The 14,763-nt window shown below is 68.5% G+C and carries 14 protein-coding genes; 5 read left to right on the forward strand and 9 right to left on the reverse strand.

Annotation, left to right across the window (positions count from 1 at the left end):
• Positions 1-109 precede the first annotated feature (109 nt).
• A complete protein-coding gene (pcp, locus tag AC1VNX_RS07110; protein ID WP_483156073.1) occupies positions 110-757 on the forward strand; it encodes a pyroglutamyl-peptidase I in 648 nt (215 codons plus the stop codon).
• A gap of 20 nt (positions 758-777) precedes the next feature.
• Here pcp and AC1VNX_RS07115 read toward each other — a convergent pair whose 3' ends face one another.
• Positions 778-1,404 (reverse strand): alpha/beta fold hydrolase, encoded by a 627-nt coding sequence (locus AC1VNX_RS07115; RefSeq protein ID WP_483156074.1) that lies wholly within the window; start codon positions 1,402-1,404, stop codon positions 778-780.
• Between the two features lie 218 nt (positions 1,405-1,622).
• Between AC1VNX_RS07115 and AC1VNX_RS07120 the strand changes: the two genes are divergently transcribed.
• Positions 1,623-2,267, forward strand: a complete 645-nt coding sequence (locus AC1VNX_RS07120) for a Yip1 family protein (protein WP_483156075.1) — start codon at positions 1,623-1,625, stop codon at positions 2,265-2,267.
• 31 nt (positions 2,268-2,298) lie between these two features.
• Positions 2,299-2,997 (forward strand): histidine phosphatase family protein, encoded by a 699-nt coding sequence (locus AC1VNX_RS07125; protein ID WP_483156076.1) that lies wholly within the window; start codon positions 2,299-2,301, stop codon positions 2,995-2,997.
• A gap of 10 nt (positions 2,998-3,007) precedes the next feature.
• Here the strand turns inward: AC1VNX_RS07125 and AC1VNX_RS07130 are convergent, their stop codons facing one another.
• The 3 genes from AC1VNX_RS07130 to AC1VNX_RS07140 all read right to left on the reverse strand — a co-directional run bounded on the left by AC1VNX_RS07130 (position 3,008) and on the right by AC1VNX_RS07140 (position 6,538).
• Positions 3,008-4,603 carry an N-acyl-D-amino-acid deacylase family protein gene (locus tag AC1VNX_RS07130; RefSeq protein ID WP_483156077.1) on the reverse strand — a complete coding sequence of 532 codons (1,596 nt, stop codon included), beginning with the start codon at positions 4,601-4,603 and terminating at the stop codon, positions 3,008-3,010.
• Between the two features lie 138 nt (positions 4,604-4,741).
• Positions 4,742-6,100 (reverse strand): tetratricopeptide repeat protein, encoded by a 1,359-nt coding sequence (locus AC1VNX_RS07135; RefSeq protein WP_483156078.1) that lies wholly within the window; start codon positions 6,098-6,100, stop codon positions 4,742-4,744.
• 39 nt (positions 6,101-6,139) lie between these two features.
• The gene (locus AC1VNX_RS07140) at positions 6,140-6,538 is read right to left on the reverse strand and encodes a tautomerase family protein (protein ID WP_432727598.1); all 399 of its coding nucleotides are present in this window, start codon (positions 6,536-6,538) and stop codon (positions 6,140-6,142) included.
• Positions 6,539-6,650: 112 nt separating this feature from the next.
• Between AC1VNX_RS07140 and AC1VNX_RS07145 the strand changes: the two genes are divergently transcribed.
• Positions 6,651-7,511: a LysR family transcriptional regulator gene (locus AC1VNX_RS07145; RefSeq protein ID WP_483156079.1), complete on the forward strand. Its 861-nt coding sequence runs from the start codon at positions 6,651-6,653 to the stop codon at positions 7,509-7,511.
• Between the two features lie 31 nt (positions 7,512-7,542).
• Positions 7,543-8,172 carry a YitT family protein gene (locus tag AC1VNX_RS07150; RefSeq protein WP_483156080.1) on the forward strand — a complete coding sequence of 210 codons (630 nt, stop codon included), beginning with the start codon at positions 7,543-7,545 and terminating at the stop codon, positions 8,170-8,172.
• A 9-nt stretch (positions 8,173-8,181) separates the two neighbouring features.
• Here AC1VNX_RS07150 and AC1VNX_RS07155 read toward each other — a convergent pair whose 3' ends face one another.
• From AC1VNX_RS07155 to AC1VNX_RS07175, 5 genes are all read right to left on the reverse strand, one after another.
• On the reverse strand, positions 8,182-9,582 hold the full coding sequence (locus AC1VNX_RS07155; RefSeq protein WP_483156081.1) for an amidase: 1,401 nt from the start codon (positions 9,580-9,582) through the stop codon (positions 8,182-8,184).
• On the reverse strand, positions 9,573-11,060 hold the full coding sequence (locus AC1VNX_RS07160; protein ID WP_483156082.1) for an ABC transporter substrate-binding protein: 1,488 nt from the start codon (positions 11,058-11,060) through the stop codon (positions 9,573-9,575). Before AC1VNX_RS07160 ends, AC1VNX_RS07155 begins: the two co-directional genes overlap by 10 nt.
• A gap of 262 nt (positions 11,061-11,322) precedes the next feature.
• Positions 11,323-12,816 (reverse strand): ABC transporter substrate-binding protein, encoded by a 1,494-nt coding sequence (locus AC1VNX_RS07165; RefSeq protein ID WP_483156083.1) that lies wholly within the window; start codon positions 12,814-12,816, stop codon positions 11,323-11,325.
• A gap of 110 nt (positions 12,817-12,926) precedes the next feature.
• Positions 12,927-13,763 carry an ATP-binding cassette domain-containing protein gene (locus tag AC1VNX_RS07170; protein ID WP_483156084.1) on the reverse strand — a complete coding sequence of 279 codons (837 nt, stop codon included), beginning with the start codon at positions 13,761-13,763 and terminating at the stop codon, positions 12,927-12,929.
• Positions 13,760-14,758, reverse strand: coding sequence for an ABC transporter ATP-binding protein (locus AC1VNX_RS07175; protein WP_483156085.1), 999 nt, complete (start codon positions 14,756-14,758; stop codon positions 13,760-13,762). The genes AC1VNX_RS07170 and AC1VNX_RS07175 overlap by 4 nt, the downstream gene beginning before the upstream one ends.
• Positions 14,759-14,763: the final 5 nt, after the last annotated feature.

The raw sequence follows: 14,763 nt of genomic DNA on the forward strand, positions 1-14,763 counted from the left end.
CCGAGGCGCCAGCCGGCGTCTTGCAGTACCTTCCGGGGTGCTGCAAGACATCGCCATGCCAAGGAAACCGAAAGCACCACCGCCGCCTTCCCCCTCATCGACCACGCCAATGCGCGTGCTGCTCACTGGTTTCGAGCCCTTCGAGCAGGAGGTGCTCAACCCCTCATGGGACGCCGTGCGCGCGCTCGACGGCTGGAAGGTGGGCCGCGCGACGGTGCATGCGCGCCTGGTGCCGTGCGTCTTCGGTGAGGCCATCGATGCACTGATGCGAGCGATGGACGAACTCCAGCCGCAGCTGGTGCTGTGCATCGGCCAGGCCGGCGGGCGTGCGGAGTTCACGCCGGAGCGCGTCGCCATCAACATCGACGACGCGCGCACGGCCGACAACAAGGGGCAGGAGCCCATCGACGTGCCGGTGGTGCCGGGCGCACCCGCGGCGTATTTCTCGACGCTGCCGATCAAGGCGATGGTGCGCGAGCTGCGCGCGGCCGGGGTGCCGGCCTCGGTGTCGAACAGCGCGGGCACTTTCGTCTGCAATCACATCTTCTACGGGCTGATGCATCGCATCGCGACGCATCCGGTGCCGGGGTTGCGCGGCGGCTTCATCCACATTCCCTACCTGCCGGAGCAGGCGGCGCGCTTTCCGGGGGCGCCGAGCATGTCGCTGGAAACCATGGTCAAGGCGCTGCGCATCGCGGTGAGCACCTCGCTGGCCGTGGAGCACGACATCGCCGAGACCGGCGGCCAGCTGCACTGAGCGACCGCGAGGGTTCAGGTTCAGGCGGCGATGGCAGCGGGGAAGTTCTTCGCCAGCCAGCGGTTGAGCGCGGCGTTGACGATGTCGGGCTTCTCCATCGTCAGCATGTGGCCGCAGTCGGGCACCCACACCACCTCGGCCTGCGGCAGCAGCGCGGCCATTTCGGTGGTGCATTCGGGGGGCGCGAGCTTGTCTTCGTTGCCGCACATCAGCAGCACCGGCGCGCGCACCGAAGCGAGATGCAGGCGCGCGTCGGGCCGGCGCATCACGGCGCGGTTCTGGCTGATGAGCTGCCGCGCACCCGCGCCGAGCACGATGTCGAGGTAGCGCTGCACCAGCGCTTCGTCGGCCGCCTGCGCGGGATGGAAGGCGAAATAGACGTTCGGCTCGATCACGTCGCGCAGCTCGCCGCGTTCGAAGTATTCGATGGCGCCCTCGCGCAGCGTGAACATGTCGGGCGTCTCGGGTCGCGCGCTGGTGCCCAGCAGCGCCAGGCCGGCGATGCGCCCCGGCGCCTGGCGGGCAGCCTCCATGGCGACCATGCCGCCCATCGATGCGCCGCAGAGCACCAGCGGGCCCTCGTTGTCGCGCAGCACGGCCGCGGCCATGCCCTCGATGGTGTCGTTGTGCCGCTGGACGTCGCTCACGCGGGCGCCGAAGGCGGGGGAAAGGCGGGTAGTTGGGCTTCCCAGATGCGCTCGTCGCAGGCGAGGCCGGGCAGCAGGATCAGGTTGGGCATGGGCAAGGATTCTGCGCGATTGCGGCTGTGGGCGCAGCGGCATAGGTCATGGCATAGGCCTCATGGCCAGCAGCCATCGCGGGGCGCCGCCGACATACTCGAAAGCCCATGCCGAGGAACCCCGCAATGAATCTTGTAGAACGCGTCCAAGCCATCCTGCTCAAGCCGAAGGCCACCTGGCCCGAGATCGACGCCGAGCCGGCCGACGCCGCATCGCTCTACAAGAACTACGTGATGATCCTCGCGCTGATTCCCGCGGTGGCCAGCTTCATCGGCCTGTCGCTCATCGGCATCGGCGCCTTCGGCGTGAGCTTTCGCGTGCCGCTGGCCTCGGGGCTCGCGAACATGATCGTGGGTTATGTGCTGTCGCTGGTGATGGTGTTCGTGCTCGCGCTCATCATCGACGCGATGGCACCCACCTTCGAGGGCACCAAGAGCCAGATCGGCGCGCTCAAGCTTTCGTCCTATGCGAGCACGGCAGCCTTCGTCGGCGGCGTGTTCAGCCTGCTGCCTTCGCTGTCGGTGCTGGGAGCCCTGGCGGCGCTCTATGGCATCTACCTGCTCTACACCGGCCTGCCGGTGCTCATGAAGTGCCCGCCTGACAAGGCCATCGCGTACACCGCCGTGGTGGTGGTCTGCGCCATCGTCGGCGGCGTGGTGATCGCCTGGGTGCTGGCGCTGCTCACGCCGTCGCCGATGCGACTGGGCGCGGCACCCGCGGTCGATGCCGCGGTGGCGGTCGTGCAACAGGCAGTGGGGACAAACACCTGAGCGTCACGCGCACGGTGGAAAATGGGCGGCAATGCCAACGCCCAAGCCCGAAAACACCACCGACCTGATCCTCATCCGCCACGGCGAGACCGCCTGGAACCGCGAACTCCGCTTCCAGGGGCATGCCGATGTGCCGCTCAACGACATGGGCCACGAGCAGGCCCGTCGCCTCGGCCTGCGGCTGGCCAGCGAAACCGCGGTGCAGCACATCTTCAGCAGCGACCTCATGCGCGCGCAGCAGACCGCCGCGCCCGGGGCGCAGCAACTCTCGCTGCCTGTGGCCACGTCGGCAGCCCTGCGCGAGCAGTTCTTCGGGGTGGTCGAAGGCATGCGCTCCGACGAGATCCAGAGCCTGCATCCCCGCGCCTGGGAAGAGTGGCTGGAGTTCCGCGAAGACCACGCCATGCCCGAAGGCGAGACGCCGCGCGAGTTCCACGCGCGAATCATCGCGGCGCTGGGCAACATCGCCTCGGAACACCGGGGCCGGCACCTGATCGTCGTCACGCACGGCGGCGTGCTCGACATGGTGTGGCGCACCGCCAGGGGCCTGAGCCTGAGCGGGCCGCGCCGCAGCGACATTCCCAACGCGGGCTTCAACCGCATCCGCATCGCCGACCCCTCGCGGCCCGACGACATCGAGATCGTCGAATGGGCCGACACGCGCCACCTGGCCGACCTGCCGCCGCAGCCGACCTACGACCAGACGCGGCACCTGAAGGACAAGGGCTGAGGCAGGCCCCTCAGCCGCAGCTGCCGGCCTTCGGTGTGCGCAGCAGCGGCTGGCCGGCGCCCACGCCCGTGGGTTTGCCGCCGTCGACGGCGAGCTGCCCGTTCACCAGCACCGTGCTCACGCCTTCCGACAGCAGCGTCGGCTGCGTGTAGGTAGCCTTCGCCGCATAGCGCGCCGGGTCGAACACCACCACGTCGGCGTAGTAGCCAGGGCGCAGGTGCCCGCGCTGCTTCAGCCCCAGCGTGTCGGCCGTGAGCGACGAGCTGCTGCGGATGAACTGCGCCAGCGAGATCGTGTGCTCCTTCACCACGTACTGGTCGTACTTGCGCGCGAAGGTGCCGTAGGCGCGCGGATGGCCCAGCGACGAGTCGGACGAGGTCATGACCCAGGGCCGCTTCATGAAGGCGCGCACGTCGTCGTCGCTCTGGTTGAACGAGGCGATCATCAGGTCGCCGTCGCGCAGCACCGCGATGGCGGCTTCCACCGGATCGGCGTTCGACGCCTTGGCCACGTCGGCCAGCGTCTTGCCCACGTACTTCGTGCTGCCCGCCGAGAACAGGATGGCCTCGGGGCCGCCGCGCAGCCGCAGGTTCTCGCGCATGTCCTTGCGCAGGCGCTCCTGCTGCGAAGCGTCGTCGAAGCGCTGCAGCGTCGCCGCACGGCCGCCCTCGTTGGCCCACGGCGGCAGCAGCGCGGCCGAGAAGCGCGTGCTCGACGCGGTCCACGGATAGTGGTCGGCCGTGATGTCCAGCCCGCCCGCGCGTTCCTTCTCGATGCGCTTGATGATGTCGCCGCTCTGGCCCTGCACGTCGACGCCCAGCGCCTTGATGTGCGCCACATGCACCGGCAGCTTCGCCTCGTGGCCGATGCGGATCACCTCGTCGATGGAGCCCTTCAGGCCGATGTTGTACATGGACTCGTCGCGGATGTGGCTGTCGTACAGGCCGCCGTGCCGCGCCGCCACCTTCGCGAGCTCGATGACCTCCTCGGTTTTCGAGAAGTTCTGCGGCGTGTAGAAGAGCCCGGTCGAAAGGCCAAGCGCGCCTTCGCACATGCCCTGGCTCACGCGCTTCTTCATCGCCTCGAGCTGCTCGGGCGTCGGTGCCCGGTTGGCCTCGCCCAGCTCGCTCATGCGCACCGGGCCGAAGCCCACATACATGGCCACGTTGGTGCCCACCGGCGCGGCACGCAGCTTCTGCGCCTGCGCCGCGATGTCGAAGCCGCCGAAGCCGTCGTTGCCGATCACCGCGGTGGTCACTCCCTGCGTGATGAACGGAATGTTCAGCCGCTTCTTCGGATCGTTCGAGTGCAGGTCGGCATCCGCATGCGTGTGGGCGTCGATGAAGCCCGGCGCCACCACCATGCCCGTGGCGTCGATGACGCGCCTTGCCGTGAACTGCGCCGGCGCCGCCTTGCCCGCGAACACGATGCGGTCGCCTGCGATGCCGACATCGCCCACCACCGGCGTGTCGGAGTCGCCCGTGTAGACGGTGCCGCCGCGCAGCAGCAGGTCGAGTGCGACGGGTGTTCCGTCGGCGGCATGCAGGGTGGGTGCGAAGGGGGCGAGGGCCGAGAGAACGGCCAGCGTGACGAGAGACTTGCGCATGGGCGATGGTGCCTTGAAGGCTTCTTGTCGATAGGGAGCGGCCAGTTTAGGAGCCGCCTCCGGGCCATCGCCAATTCCTTTTGCACCATGCCCCATGACCTGAAGGCATGGGCTGCCGGGCAGTGCTCGCAGATGCGCTCAGGCTTGCGTCGCAAGCTGCCCGAGGCCGAGGCGCTCGTACACCGCCGCCGTCTGCCGGCGCAGGCGCAGCGACTCGGGCTGGCCATTGAGCTGCTGCTGCAGGATGCCCTGGGCAGCGGACAGCGAAGCCTCCGTGCCGCTGCGCACCAGCGCATCGAGATACACCTGCTCGAACAGGTCGCGCTGCGCGTGGCTGCCGCCGATCTCGATCATGCGCGGCAGGGCAGTGCCCAGCCCTTCGATGGCTGCCGCGAGATCGCCGCGCGCATGCGCCACCAGTCCGTGCGCGGCCGGCACGCACACGCGCTGCCATGCCGCGCGCGTCGATGCCGGCGCGTTCGGCGCGAAGGCCACCATGTTGCGCAGCAGAACCTCCGCCTCGGGGCGCCCGGCGCGCGCCAGGCCGTAGAGGTACTGCAGGTCGAGAAAGGGCAGCACGTGGTCGGCCTGGCGCTGCCGCAGGTAGCCGGCCACGTCCTCCCAGCGCCCGCCCACCTCGATGCCCGCGAGCTCCAGCCGTGCGAGCAGCGAGACGGCGCCGATCTGGTCCTGCGAGTAGTCCTTCACCACGCCCCAGGCATGCTCGTCGTACACCGCGAGCGCTTCGGCATCGCGGCCCAGGTCGATGAGGAACAGCGCCATGTGCCACCAGTTGTGCGTGACCATGAAGGAGTTGAGGCCGGTCCAGGTGTCGCTCACGCTCTGCATGAACGCCAGCCCCTCGGCGAGCCGGCCCTCGGTGAGCATCACGTGCGCCAGCGCATGGTGCGCCCACGGCTCTTTGCGGCACATGGCGATGGCGCGGCGTGCGCTCGCCTCGGCCTCGCGCATCAGGTGGCACTGCTCGTAGCCGAAGGCCGCCATGCCGTGCACGTAGGGCACGTCGGCCGCATGCGGCAGCACTGCCAGCGCGAGCTTCAGCATGCCGGGGCAATCGCCGGTGTTGAAGCAGTGGTATTGGCCCAGCTTGACCGACACCAGGTCGCGCGGATGCTCGCGGGCCTGTTCGGCATGCAGTGCGATCGCGCGAGCAATGTCGCCTTCGGCCCAGGCCTCGATGGCCGCGATGTAGCGCTGTTCGCGCGGCGTCGCACGCGCGGCGCCGGCGCGGGCTTTGGAAAGAAATGGTCGTGCGTTTGCAGCAGCCTCGCGCGATTCGGCGAACAGGTGCAGCGTGGCGCAGTAGGCCTGCACGATGGGGCTCGTGTCGGCATCGGCCGCCGCGAGCAGGTTGACGGCGCGCGCCTCGCTGGAGATGAATCCCATGACGAAGTCGTCGACCAGCGGCAGGCTGGCGGCATCGTCGAGGGTGAGCGGGTTGCCGAGGCTGTCGGCGAGCGGTTTTCCGGGGGACATGGCGGCATGGTGCCATGCCCCCGGAGATGCTTCAACGGCTCAGACACCGGCCTGCTGGTGGCGGTACTCCTGCGTCTTGCCGCCGTAGCCGTAGGCCGCGCCGCGCGCGTCGATCACGTGGATGTACGACACCTCGTGCAGGTCCGGCCTGATCTTCGCCATGGCCGCGTGCACCTCGCGCAGGTAGCGCGCCTTCTCGGCCTTGGTGTTGGTCTCGTCGGTGATGCTGATGTCGAGATGGAAGGCCGACTTGCCCAGCGAGGCCAGCGACTGGCCACCGATGAACCAGGCGTCGGCGGCGATGTATTGCACGGTAATGGCGATGACCGGCAGCTGCTTGCCGAGCACGCTCTGCGTGAGCTCGGCGACGGCGTCGACGGTCTTGCGGGTGAGGTCGGCGTCGGGTTGGCCGGAGAGGTGGACGACGATGTGGGGCATGGCGGACTCCTTGGATGAATGGGTTGTCGATGGGGTGATTCTGGGAGCCGGCCGGTCATCGGAAAAGCGGGAAGATATGATGTGTTTCATCGGATAAACGGATGGATTGACCATGCAAGGGTTCGACCTGGAGCAACTGCGCACGCTGGCCACCGTCGTCGACGCGGGCAGCCTCACGGCGGCCGCGCCGCGTGTCTTCCTCTCGCAGTCATCGGTGAGCGAGCAGATCCGCAAGCTGGAAGAGCGGGCAGGGCAGTCGCTGCTCACGCGCAGCAAGGCGGGTGTTGCGCCCACCGAGGCGGGCGTGCGGCTGCTGGGCTATGCGCGGCGCATCCTCGCGCTGAGCGACGAGGCATTCCGCGACCTGCACGGCGAGACGCTGCAGGGCGAGCTGCGGCTGGCCGTTACCGACTACTTCCGGCCCGGCGACCTCACGCGGCTCCTGGGGCGGCTCGGCGAAAGCTATCCCAGGGTGCGGCTGCACGTCACCATCCTCAAGAGCGACGCGCTGCGCTCGGCCTATGCGCACGGCGATTTCGACGTGGGCATCGCGATGAACATCGCCGGGGCCTCCGCGCCGGAGGCTCGTGGCGCGGTGCTCAGGCGCGAATCGCTGGTGTGGCTCGGCGCGGAGGGCATGCGGCTCGTGCGTGGGGAGCCGCTGCGGCTGCTGGCCCTGCCCGACACCTGCTCGCTGCACCAATTCACCGTTTCGCTGCTGCGGCGCCGGCGCGTGCCCTATGCGCTGGCGCACGTCGCCTCGGGCGTTGCGGGCCTGCAGTCGGCACTGGCGGCAGGGCTGGGCGTGGCCTGCCTGAACGAGTCCGCGATCAGCGACGGCGTGACGCGGCTGGCGCCGCCGCACGGCCTGCCGGCGCTGCCGCGCGTCGCCTTCCAGTTTCTGCCGGGGCGCAAGGGGGAAACCGCGTTCGTGACCCGGGCCAGGGAGATGCTGGCAACGCACCTGATGTAGGGGTGGCGCGGGATTTGCGTCAGCCTCGGCCATGGATGCGCCACCTCCCACGACCTCCTCGCCCAGCCTGCTGCGCCACACCCGCTTCGACGACGCGCAGGCCATCTTCTCGGGCACGCTGTTCGTCGCCATCGCGATGATGCTGTTCGGCCAGGCGGGGCTGCTCACCGGCGGCACGGCCGGCATTGCGTTCCTCTTGCACTACGCCACCGGCGCGAGCTTCGGAAAGCTGTTCTTCCTGGTCAACCTCCCGTTCTACTGGTTCGCCTGGCGCCACATGGGCCGGGCATTCACGCTCAAGACCTTCTCGGCCATCGCGCTGCTCTCGGTGATGACCGACCTGGCGCCGCGCTATCTCTCCATCGATTCCCTGCACCCGGCCTTCGCCGCCGTGCTCGGCGGCCTGATGCTGGGCACCGGCTGCCTGTTCCTCGCCCGCCACCGCGCCAGCCTGGGCGGCGCGACGGTGCTCACGCTGTACCTGCAGGAAAAGCGTGGCTGGCCCGCCGGCAAGGTGCAGATCGGCATCGACTGCACGGTGGTGCTGCTCGCCCTGTTCGTGATTCCGCCACAGCGGGTGGCTTGGTCGGTGCTGGCGGCTGTGGTGATGGGGCTCTTTCTCTGGATCAACCACAAGCCGGGGCGGTATGCGGCGACCTGAGCTGTCTCGCTAGCGGCCGGGCGGCGACGGCCAGGGCCGCTGCGGTTCGCGGATCTGCTCGAAGGCGCGCGACACGCGCAGCACGCCGAGATCATCGAAGCGCTGGCCGGCAATCTGCAGGCCGATCGGCAGGCCCGAAGCCGAGTACCCGCAGTTCACCGAAGCAGCCGGCTGCTCCGACATGTTGAACGGCACGGTGAAGCCGATGTGCTCCAGCGGCCGCAGCGGGTCGTTGGTGGGCGAGGGCGCCTCGGCCGCCGCGGGCATGTTGGGCGACACGGGCGAGATCACGTAGTCGAAGCGCGCGCAGGCGCTCACGGCGGCCACGCGCGTCGCATGGAACTGGCTGAAGCCGCGGAACACGTGCTCGCCGCTGAACTCCGCCGCGCTCTCGGCCCATTCGCGGATGTAGGGCAGCACCCTGGAGCGCTGGTCGGCGCGCAGGCTCTTCATGTCCACCAGCGAGCGCATGCGCCAGAAGTGGTCCATGCCGTCGAGCATGGCCTGCGACATGAAGGGCTGCATCGGCTCGATGATGGCGCCGGCCTTCTCGAGCAGGCGCGCGGCCTGCTCGACCGCCGCCTGTATCTCGGGCTCCACCGCCAGGCCGCAGCCCGCGTCGAGCAGAAGCCCGAAGCGCAGGCCGCGCAGATGGTCGGGCGCCACGTCGAAGCTCGCCCAGTCGATGTCCTGCGCCGGCAGGCTCATGCTGTCGCGCGCGTCGGGCTTAGCCAGCGCCTGCATCAGCAGCGCGGCGTCGCCCACGGTGCGCGTCATCGGTCCTGCCGCGCGGCCCATGTAGGGCGGGTCGATGGGGACGCGTCCCAGGCTGGGCTTGAGCGTGAAGATGCCGCACCAGCTCGCGGGCAGGCGAAGCGAGCCGCCGATGTCGGTGCCCAGGTGCAGGGGGCCGTAGCCCGCTGCCGTGGCGGCACCGGCACCCGCGCTGGAGCCGCCGGGCGTCAGGCTCAGGTCCCACGGGTTGCGTGCCAGCGTGTGGAAGCTCGACAGCCCCGAGGACAGCATGCCGTAGTCCGGCATCGTGGTCTTGCTCACGATCACTGCGCCGGCTTCCTTCAGGCGTGCGGCGGGTGGGGCATCGGCGGTCGCGGGCTTCAGGTCGACGGCGGCCGTGCCCGCGGGCATCGGGTCGCCGCGCGTCGCGATGTTTTCCTTGATAGTGGCCGGCACGCCGTCCAGCGGCCCGCGTGCATCGCCGCGCAGCCAGCGTGCCTCGGAGGCGCGCGCCTGATCGAGCGCCGCTTCGGGCCTGAAGAGCCAGGTGGCCTGCAGGTGAGGCTCCCATCGCTCCACCTGCGCGATCACGGCCTGCGTGACCTCGACCGGCGAGAGCTTGCGGTCGCGGTAGGCGGCGGCGAGCTCCTGCGCGGAAAGGTCGTTCAGCTCCACGAGAGTGCGGAGAGGTCGTTGACGAAGATCGGGTTTTCCTTCCAGATGCCCTTGACGCTCTTCTTCGCGACCGTCGGGAACTGCGGCTGGTACAGGAAGCCGTTGGCCGCGTCGGTGGCCAGCATCTTCTGCGCGTCGCCCAGCAGCTTGTTGCGCTCGGTGGCGCTGGCGGTGGTCTTGATCTTGTCGAACAGCGTGTCGAAGGCCTTCGACTGGTAGCCCCAGTAGTAGTCGGGCTTGGCGTAGTTGCCGAGGTCGAAGGGCTCCACGTGCGAGACGATCGACAGGTCGTAGTCCTTGTTGCCGTAGGTGCCGCTGAGCCACTGGGCCCACTCGACGTTCTGCACCTTCACCACAATGCCGATCTTGGCCAGTTGCGCCACGATCACCTCGCCGCCCTGGCGCGCGTAGGGCGGCGGGGGCAGCGTCATCTTCAGTTCGAGCGGCGTCTTCACGCCGGCCTCGGCCAGCAGCTTCTTGGCCTTCTCCACGTCGAAGGGGTTGATGCCGGTGGTGTCGACATAGCCCGCCGCGCCCGGCACGTAGTGGCTGCCGATGGGCACGCCGAAGCCGTCGGCCGCGCCCTCGATCACTGCCTTGCGGTCGATGGCAGCCAGGATGGCGCGGCGCACGCGCACGTCGTCCAGCGGCTTCTTGCGGTTGTTGATCGACAGGATGGTCTTGGCGCGCGAACCGGCCAGGATCACCTGGAACTGCGGGTTCATCTTGAACTGCTGCACCACGCGCGTGCCGATGCGCGGGAACACGTCGATGTCGCCCGAGAGCATGGCCGCGGCCTGCGCGGCCGTGTCGGAGATGAAGCGGAAGGTGACCTTGTTGATCTTCGCGGTGGCGGGGCTGCGAAAGCCTTCCCACTTGCTCAGCGTGATCGACGAGCCCTTGGCCCAGTTGTCGAGCTTGTAGGGGCCGGTGCCGACCGGCTTGGTGGCATTGCCCTCGGCGCTCTTGGGCTCGACGATCACGGCCGTGGCCTGGCCCAGCACGAAGGGCAGGTCGGGGTCGATCTCCTTGTTGATGATGACCACCGTGTAGTCGTCGACCACCTGCGTGCTCAGGTTGGCGAAGGTGCGCTTGTCCTTGTTGGTGCTCTTCTCGCTGCCGGCGCGGTCGAACGAGAACTTGACGGCGGCCGCGTTGAAGGGCTCGCCGTTCTGGTACTTCACGCCGCGCTTCAGCTTGAAGGTGTAGGTCTTGAGGTCGGGCGAGATCTCCCAGCTCTCGGCCAGCAGCGGCGTGACGCTGCCGTCGGAGTTGATCTTGGTGAGCGTCTCCAGGATGTTGTACTGCACGACCTCGGCGATGGCGGCCGCGGCACCGGTGGTCGGATCGAGCCCCGGCGGCTCGAGCGCCATGCCGATCACGATGGCGTCCTTCCTGCCCTGCGCCATGCCGGCGAGCGGGCTGGCCAGCGCCACGGTGGCGCCGGCGGTGGTAAGGAGGGTGCGACGGTTCAACATACGTGTGATCTCCGGAAAAACAAGCCAGGTTCGAATGGCGGACGACTGCTGCGGCGCACGCCGTGCCCCGAAGGGAGGCGCGGCGCCGCGAAAGACACGGCACGCAGCACGAAAGATGCCACCTGCGCGACCGGTCATTTTGATGCAGCAGGCACGTCGCCGCGCGGCCCGAGGGCCGGTTTTTACTCGGGACGTTCCCGTATGCGGGGCGTCCAGCTGATCAGGTCCAGCTGATCAGGTCCAGCTGATCAGGTCCAGCTGATCAGGTCCAGGACAGGGCTGCGATGTCGTTCACGAAGATCGGCGTGTCCTTCCACAGCCCGCGCAGGTTGCGCGCCGCCACGGTGATGAACTGCGGCTGGTACAGGAAGACGTTGGCCGCGTCTTCCGCCAGCAGCCGCTGCGCGTCGCCCAGGTAGCGCAGGCGATCGGCGGAGCGCGCCGCGTTGCGCGCCTTCTCGAAGATCTCGTTGAACTTCGGCGACTGGTAGCCCCAGTAGTACTCCGGCTTGGTGTAGTTCACCAGGTCGAAGGGCTCGACGTGCAGGATCAGCGAGAGGTCGTAGTTCTTGTTGCCGTAGGTGCCGCTGATCCACTGCGCCCATTCGACGTTCTGGATCTTCGCGACGATGCCCACCTTGGCGAGCTGCGCGGCGATGAGCTCGCCGCCCTGGCGTGCGTAGGGCGGTGGCGGCAGCACCAGATCGAGTTCGAGCGGCGTTTTCACGCCCGCCTCGGCCAGCAGCTTCTTCGCTTTCTCCACGTCGTAGGCGTTGATGCCGGTGGTGTCGACGTAGCCGGGCGCACCCGGCACGTAGTGGCTGCCGATGGGCACGCCACGGCCGTCGGCGGCGGCCTCGATCACTGCCTTGCGGTCGATGGCCGCCGAGATGGCGCGGCGCACGCGCACGTCGTCCAGCGGCTTGCGCCTGTTGTTGATGGCGAGGATGGTTTTGCCGCGCGAGGCGTTGAAGACGATCTGGAAGCGCTTGTCGTTCTGGAACTGCGGCAGGCTGCGCGACACCGAGGCATGCGGGAACAGGTCGACGTCGCCCGAGAGCAGCGCGGCGGTCTGCGCGGCCGGCTCGGAGATGAAGCGGAAGCTGGCCTTGCGGATCTGCACCGTGTCGGCGCCGCGCCAGCCATCCCATTTGGCGAGCACGATGCTCGAGCCCTTGGCCCAGTTGTCGAGCCTGTAGGGGCCGGTACCGACCGGCTTGGTGGCGTTGGTCTCCACCGTCTTCGGCTCGACGATGATGGCCGAGGCCTGGCCGAGAAGGAACAGCAGGTCGGGCTCGATCTCCTTGGTGATGAGCACCACCGTGTGCTCGTCGACCAGCTGCGTCGCGATGTTGGTGAAGGTGCGCTTGTCCTTGTTGGTGCTGTTGGCCGCGGCCGCGCGGTCGAACGAGAACTTCACGCTCTGCGCGCTGAAGGGCTCGCCGTTCTGGAACTTCACGCCGCGCCTGAGCTTGAAGGTGAGCGTCTTCAGGTCGGGCGAGACTTCCCAGCTCTCGGCCAGCAGCGGTGTGACGCTGCCGTCGGAGTTGATCTTGGTGAGGGTTTCGAAGACGGTGTAGAGCACCACCTCTGCGATCTCCGCGCCGGCCTTGGCCGTGGGGTCCAGGCCCGTGGGCTCCAGCGTGAGGCCGATGACCAGCGCATCCTTTTTCTTCTGTGCCAGCGCGATGGTCGGCAAGGCCAGCGGAGTCAGGGCTGCGGCGCCGGTGGCGAGCAGGGTGCGTCGTTTGAGCATGAAGCGGTGTCCTCGAAACAGGGGGCAGGCATCATCCGCGACGGCGCGCGCGTGCGCAACCAGATGCTTATGACCCACTCATCCTAAGGAGGCGGGACGACGCTTCGATGTCAGCCTGGCAGCAGCGTGCCGCCGGCGGGCGTGCGTGGCACTGCGTCGAGCAGCGTGCGCGTGTACTCGTGCTGCGCATGCTGGAAGAGCTCGGCGGGCGCTCCCTGCTCCACGATGCGACCCTTGAAGACCACGCACACGTTGTCGCAGAGATGGTTGACCACCGCCAGGTCATGGCTGATGAGCAGATAGCTGATGCCGAACTGCTGCTGCAGGTCCTGCATCAGGTTGAGCACCTGCGCCTGCACCGACACGTCGAGCGCGCTCACGGGTTCGTCGGCCACGATGAGCTTGGGGCGCGTGATGAGCGCGCGCGCGATGGCGATGCGCTGGCGCTGTCCGCCCGAGAACTCGTGCGGGTACTTGTCCATGTCGGTGGTGCGCAGGCCCACGGCGGCGAGCGTCTCGGCGGCGCGTTCGCGCTGTTCGGCGCGGGTGGTGGCCGCGAGTGCTTCGAGCGGCTCGGCGACGATGCGTGCCACCGTCTGGCGCGGGTCGAGCGAGCCGTACGGGTCCTGGAACACCATCTGGAAGTCGCGCCGCGCCACGCGCAGTTCTTCCTTCGAGAGCGCGTGCAGGTTGCGGCCTTCGAGCGAGACGGTGCCTGAAGTGGGCGTATCGAGTGCCATCACGAGACGCGCGATGGTCGATTTGCCCGAGCCCGATTCGCCAACGATGCCCACGCTCTGGCCGGCCTGCACTTCGAAGCTCACGCCGTTGAGCGCCTTCACGGTGGGCGGCGGGCCGAATAGCTTCTCGCGCGGCAGCGCGTAGTGCCGGACGAGATCGGTGACCCGCAGCAGCGGCGTCGATGCACTGGTGGCGGCCGTGCTCATCGCGCGATGGCCTCCCCGGCTTCAAGCGTGGCGATCTCTTCCAGCCTGATGCAGCGCACCGCATGGTCCTGCGGAAGCATCGTGGCCGGCGGCCGGATGGTCGTGCAGGCGTCGACGGTGTAGCTGCATCGTCCCGCGAAAGGGCAGCCCTTCGGCAGGTCGACCAGCTCGGGTACGCTGCCCTTGATGGTGGCCAGCCGCACGCCGCGGGGCGCACCGATGACGGGGCGCGCGGCGAACAGGCCTTGCGTGTACGGATGGGCGCGCCTTGCGAACACGGCTTCGGTAGGGCCGCTCTCGACCACGCTGCCGCCGTACATCACGAGCATCTTCGACACTGTCTGCGCGATCACGCCGAGGTCGTGGGAGATCAGGATCAGCGCCATGCCGCGCTCGGCCACGAGGCTCTGGATCAGCTCGAGGATTTGCTTCTGGATGGTGACGTCGAGCGCCGTCGTCGGCTCGTCGGCAATCAGCAGGTCGGGCCCGCAGGCGAGCGCCATCGCGATGCCGATGCGCTGGCGCTGCCCGCCGGAAAATTGGTGCGGGTAGGCGTCGAGGCGCGAGGCAGCATCCGGAATGCCCACGCGCTCCAGCAGCGCGAGCACTTCCTTGCGTGCGTCGGCTTTCGAGAGCCCGCGATGCAGCCGCAGCGGCTCGCCGACCTGGCGCGCGATGGTGTGCACCGGGTTCAGCGCCGTCATCGGCTCCTGGAAGATCATGCCGATGCGGTTGCCGCGGATCTCGCACATCTGCTTCTCTGGCAGTCCGACGAGCTCGGTGCTGTCGAAGCGGATGCTGCCGCCGACCTTCGCGGTGGCAGGCAGCAGGCCCATGAGCGACATCACGGTGATCGACTTGCCGCAACCCGACTCGCCGACGATGCCCAGCGTTTCGCCGCGCTCGAGCGAGAAGCCGACGCCGCGCACTGCCTCTGCCGGGCCGCGCTGCGTCTGCAGGCCGATGTGGAGGTCCTTGACTTCGAGCAGGGGCATCTTGC

It is taken from the genome of Variovorax sp. TLI9-5A, assembly GCF_056867935.1.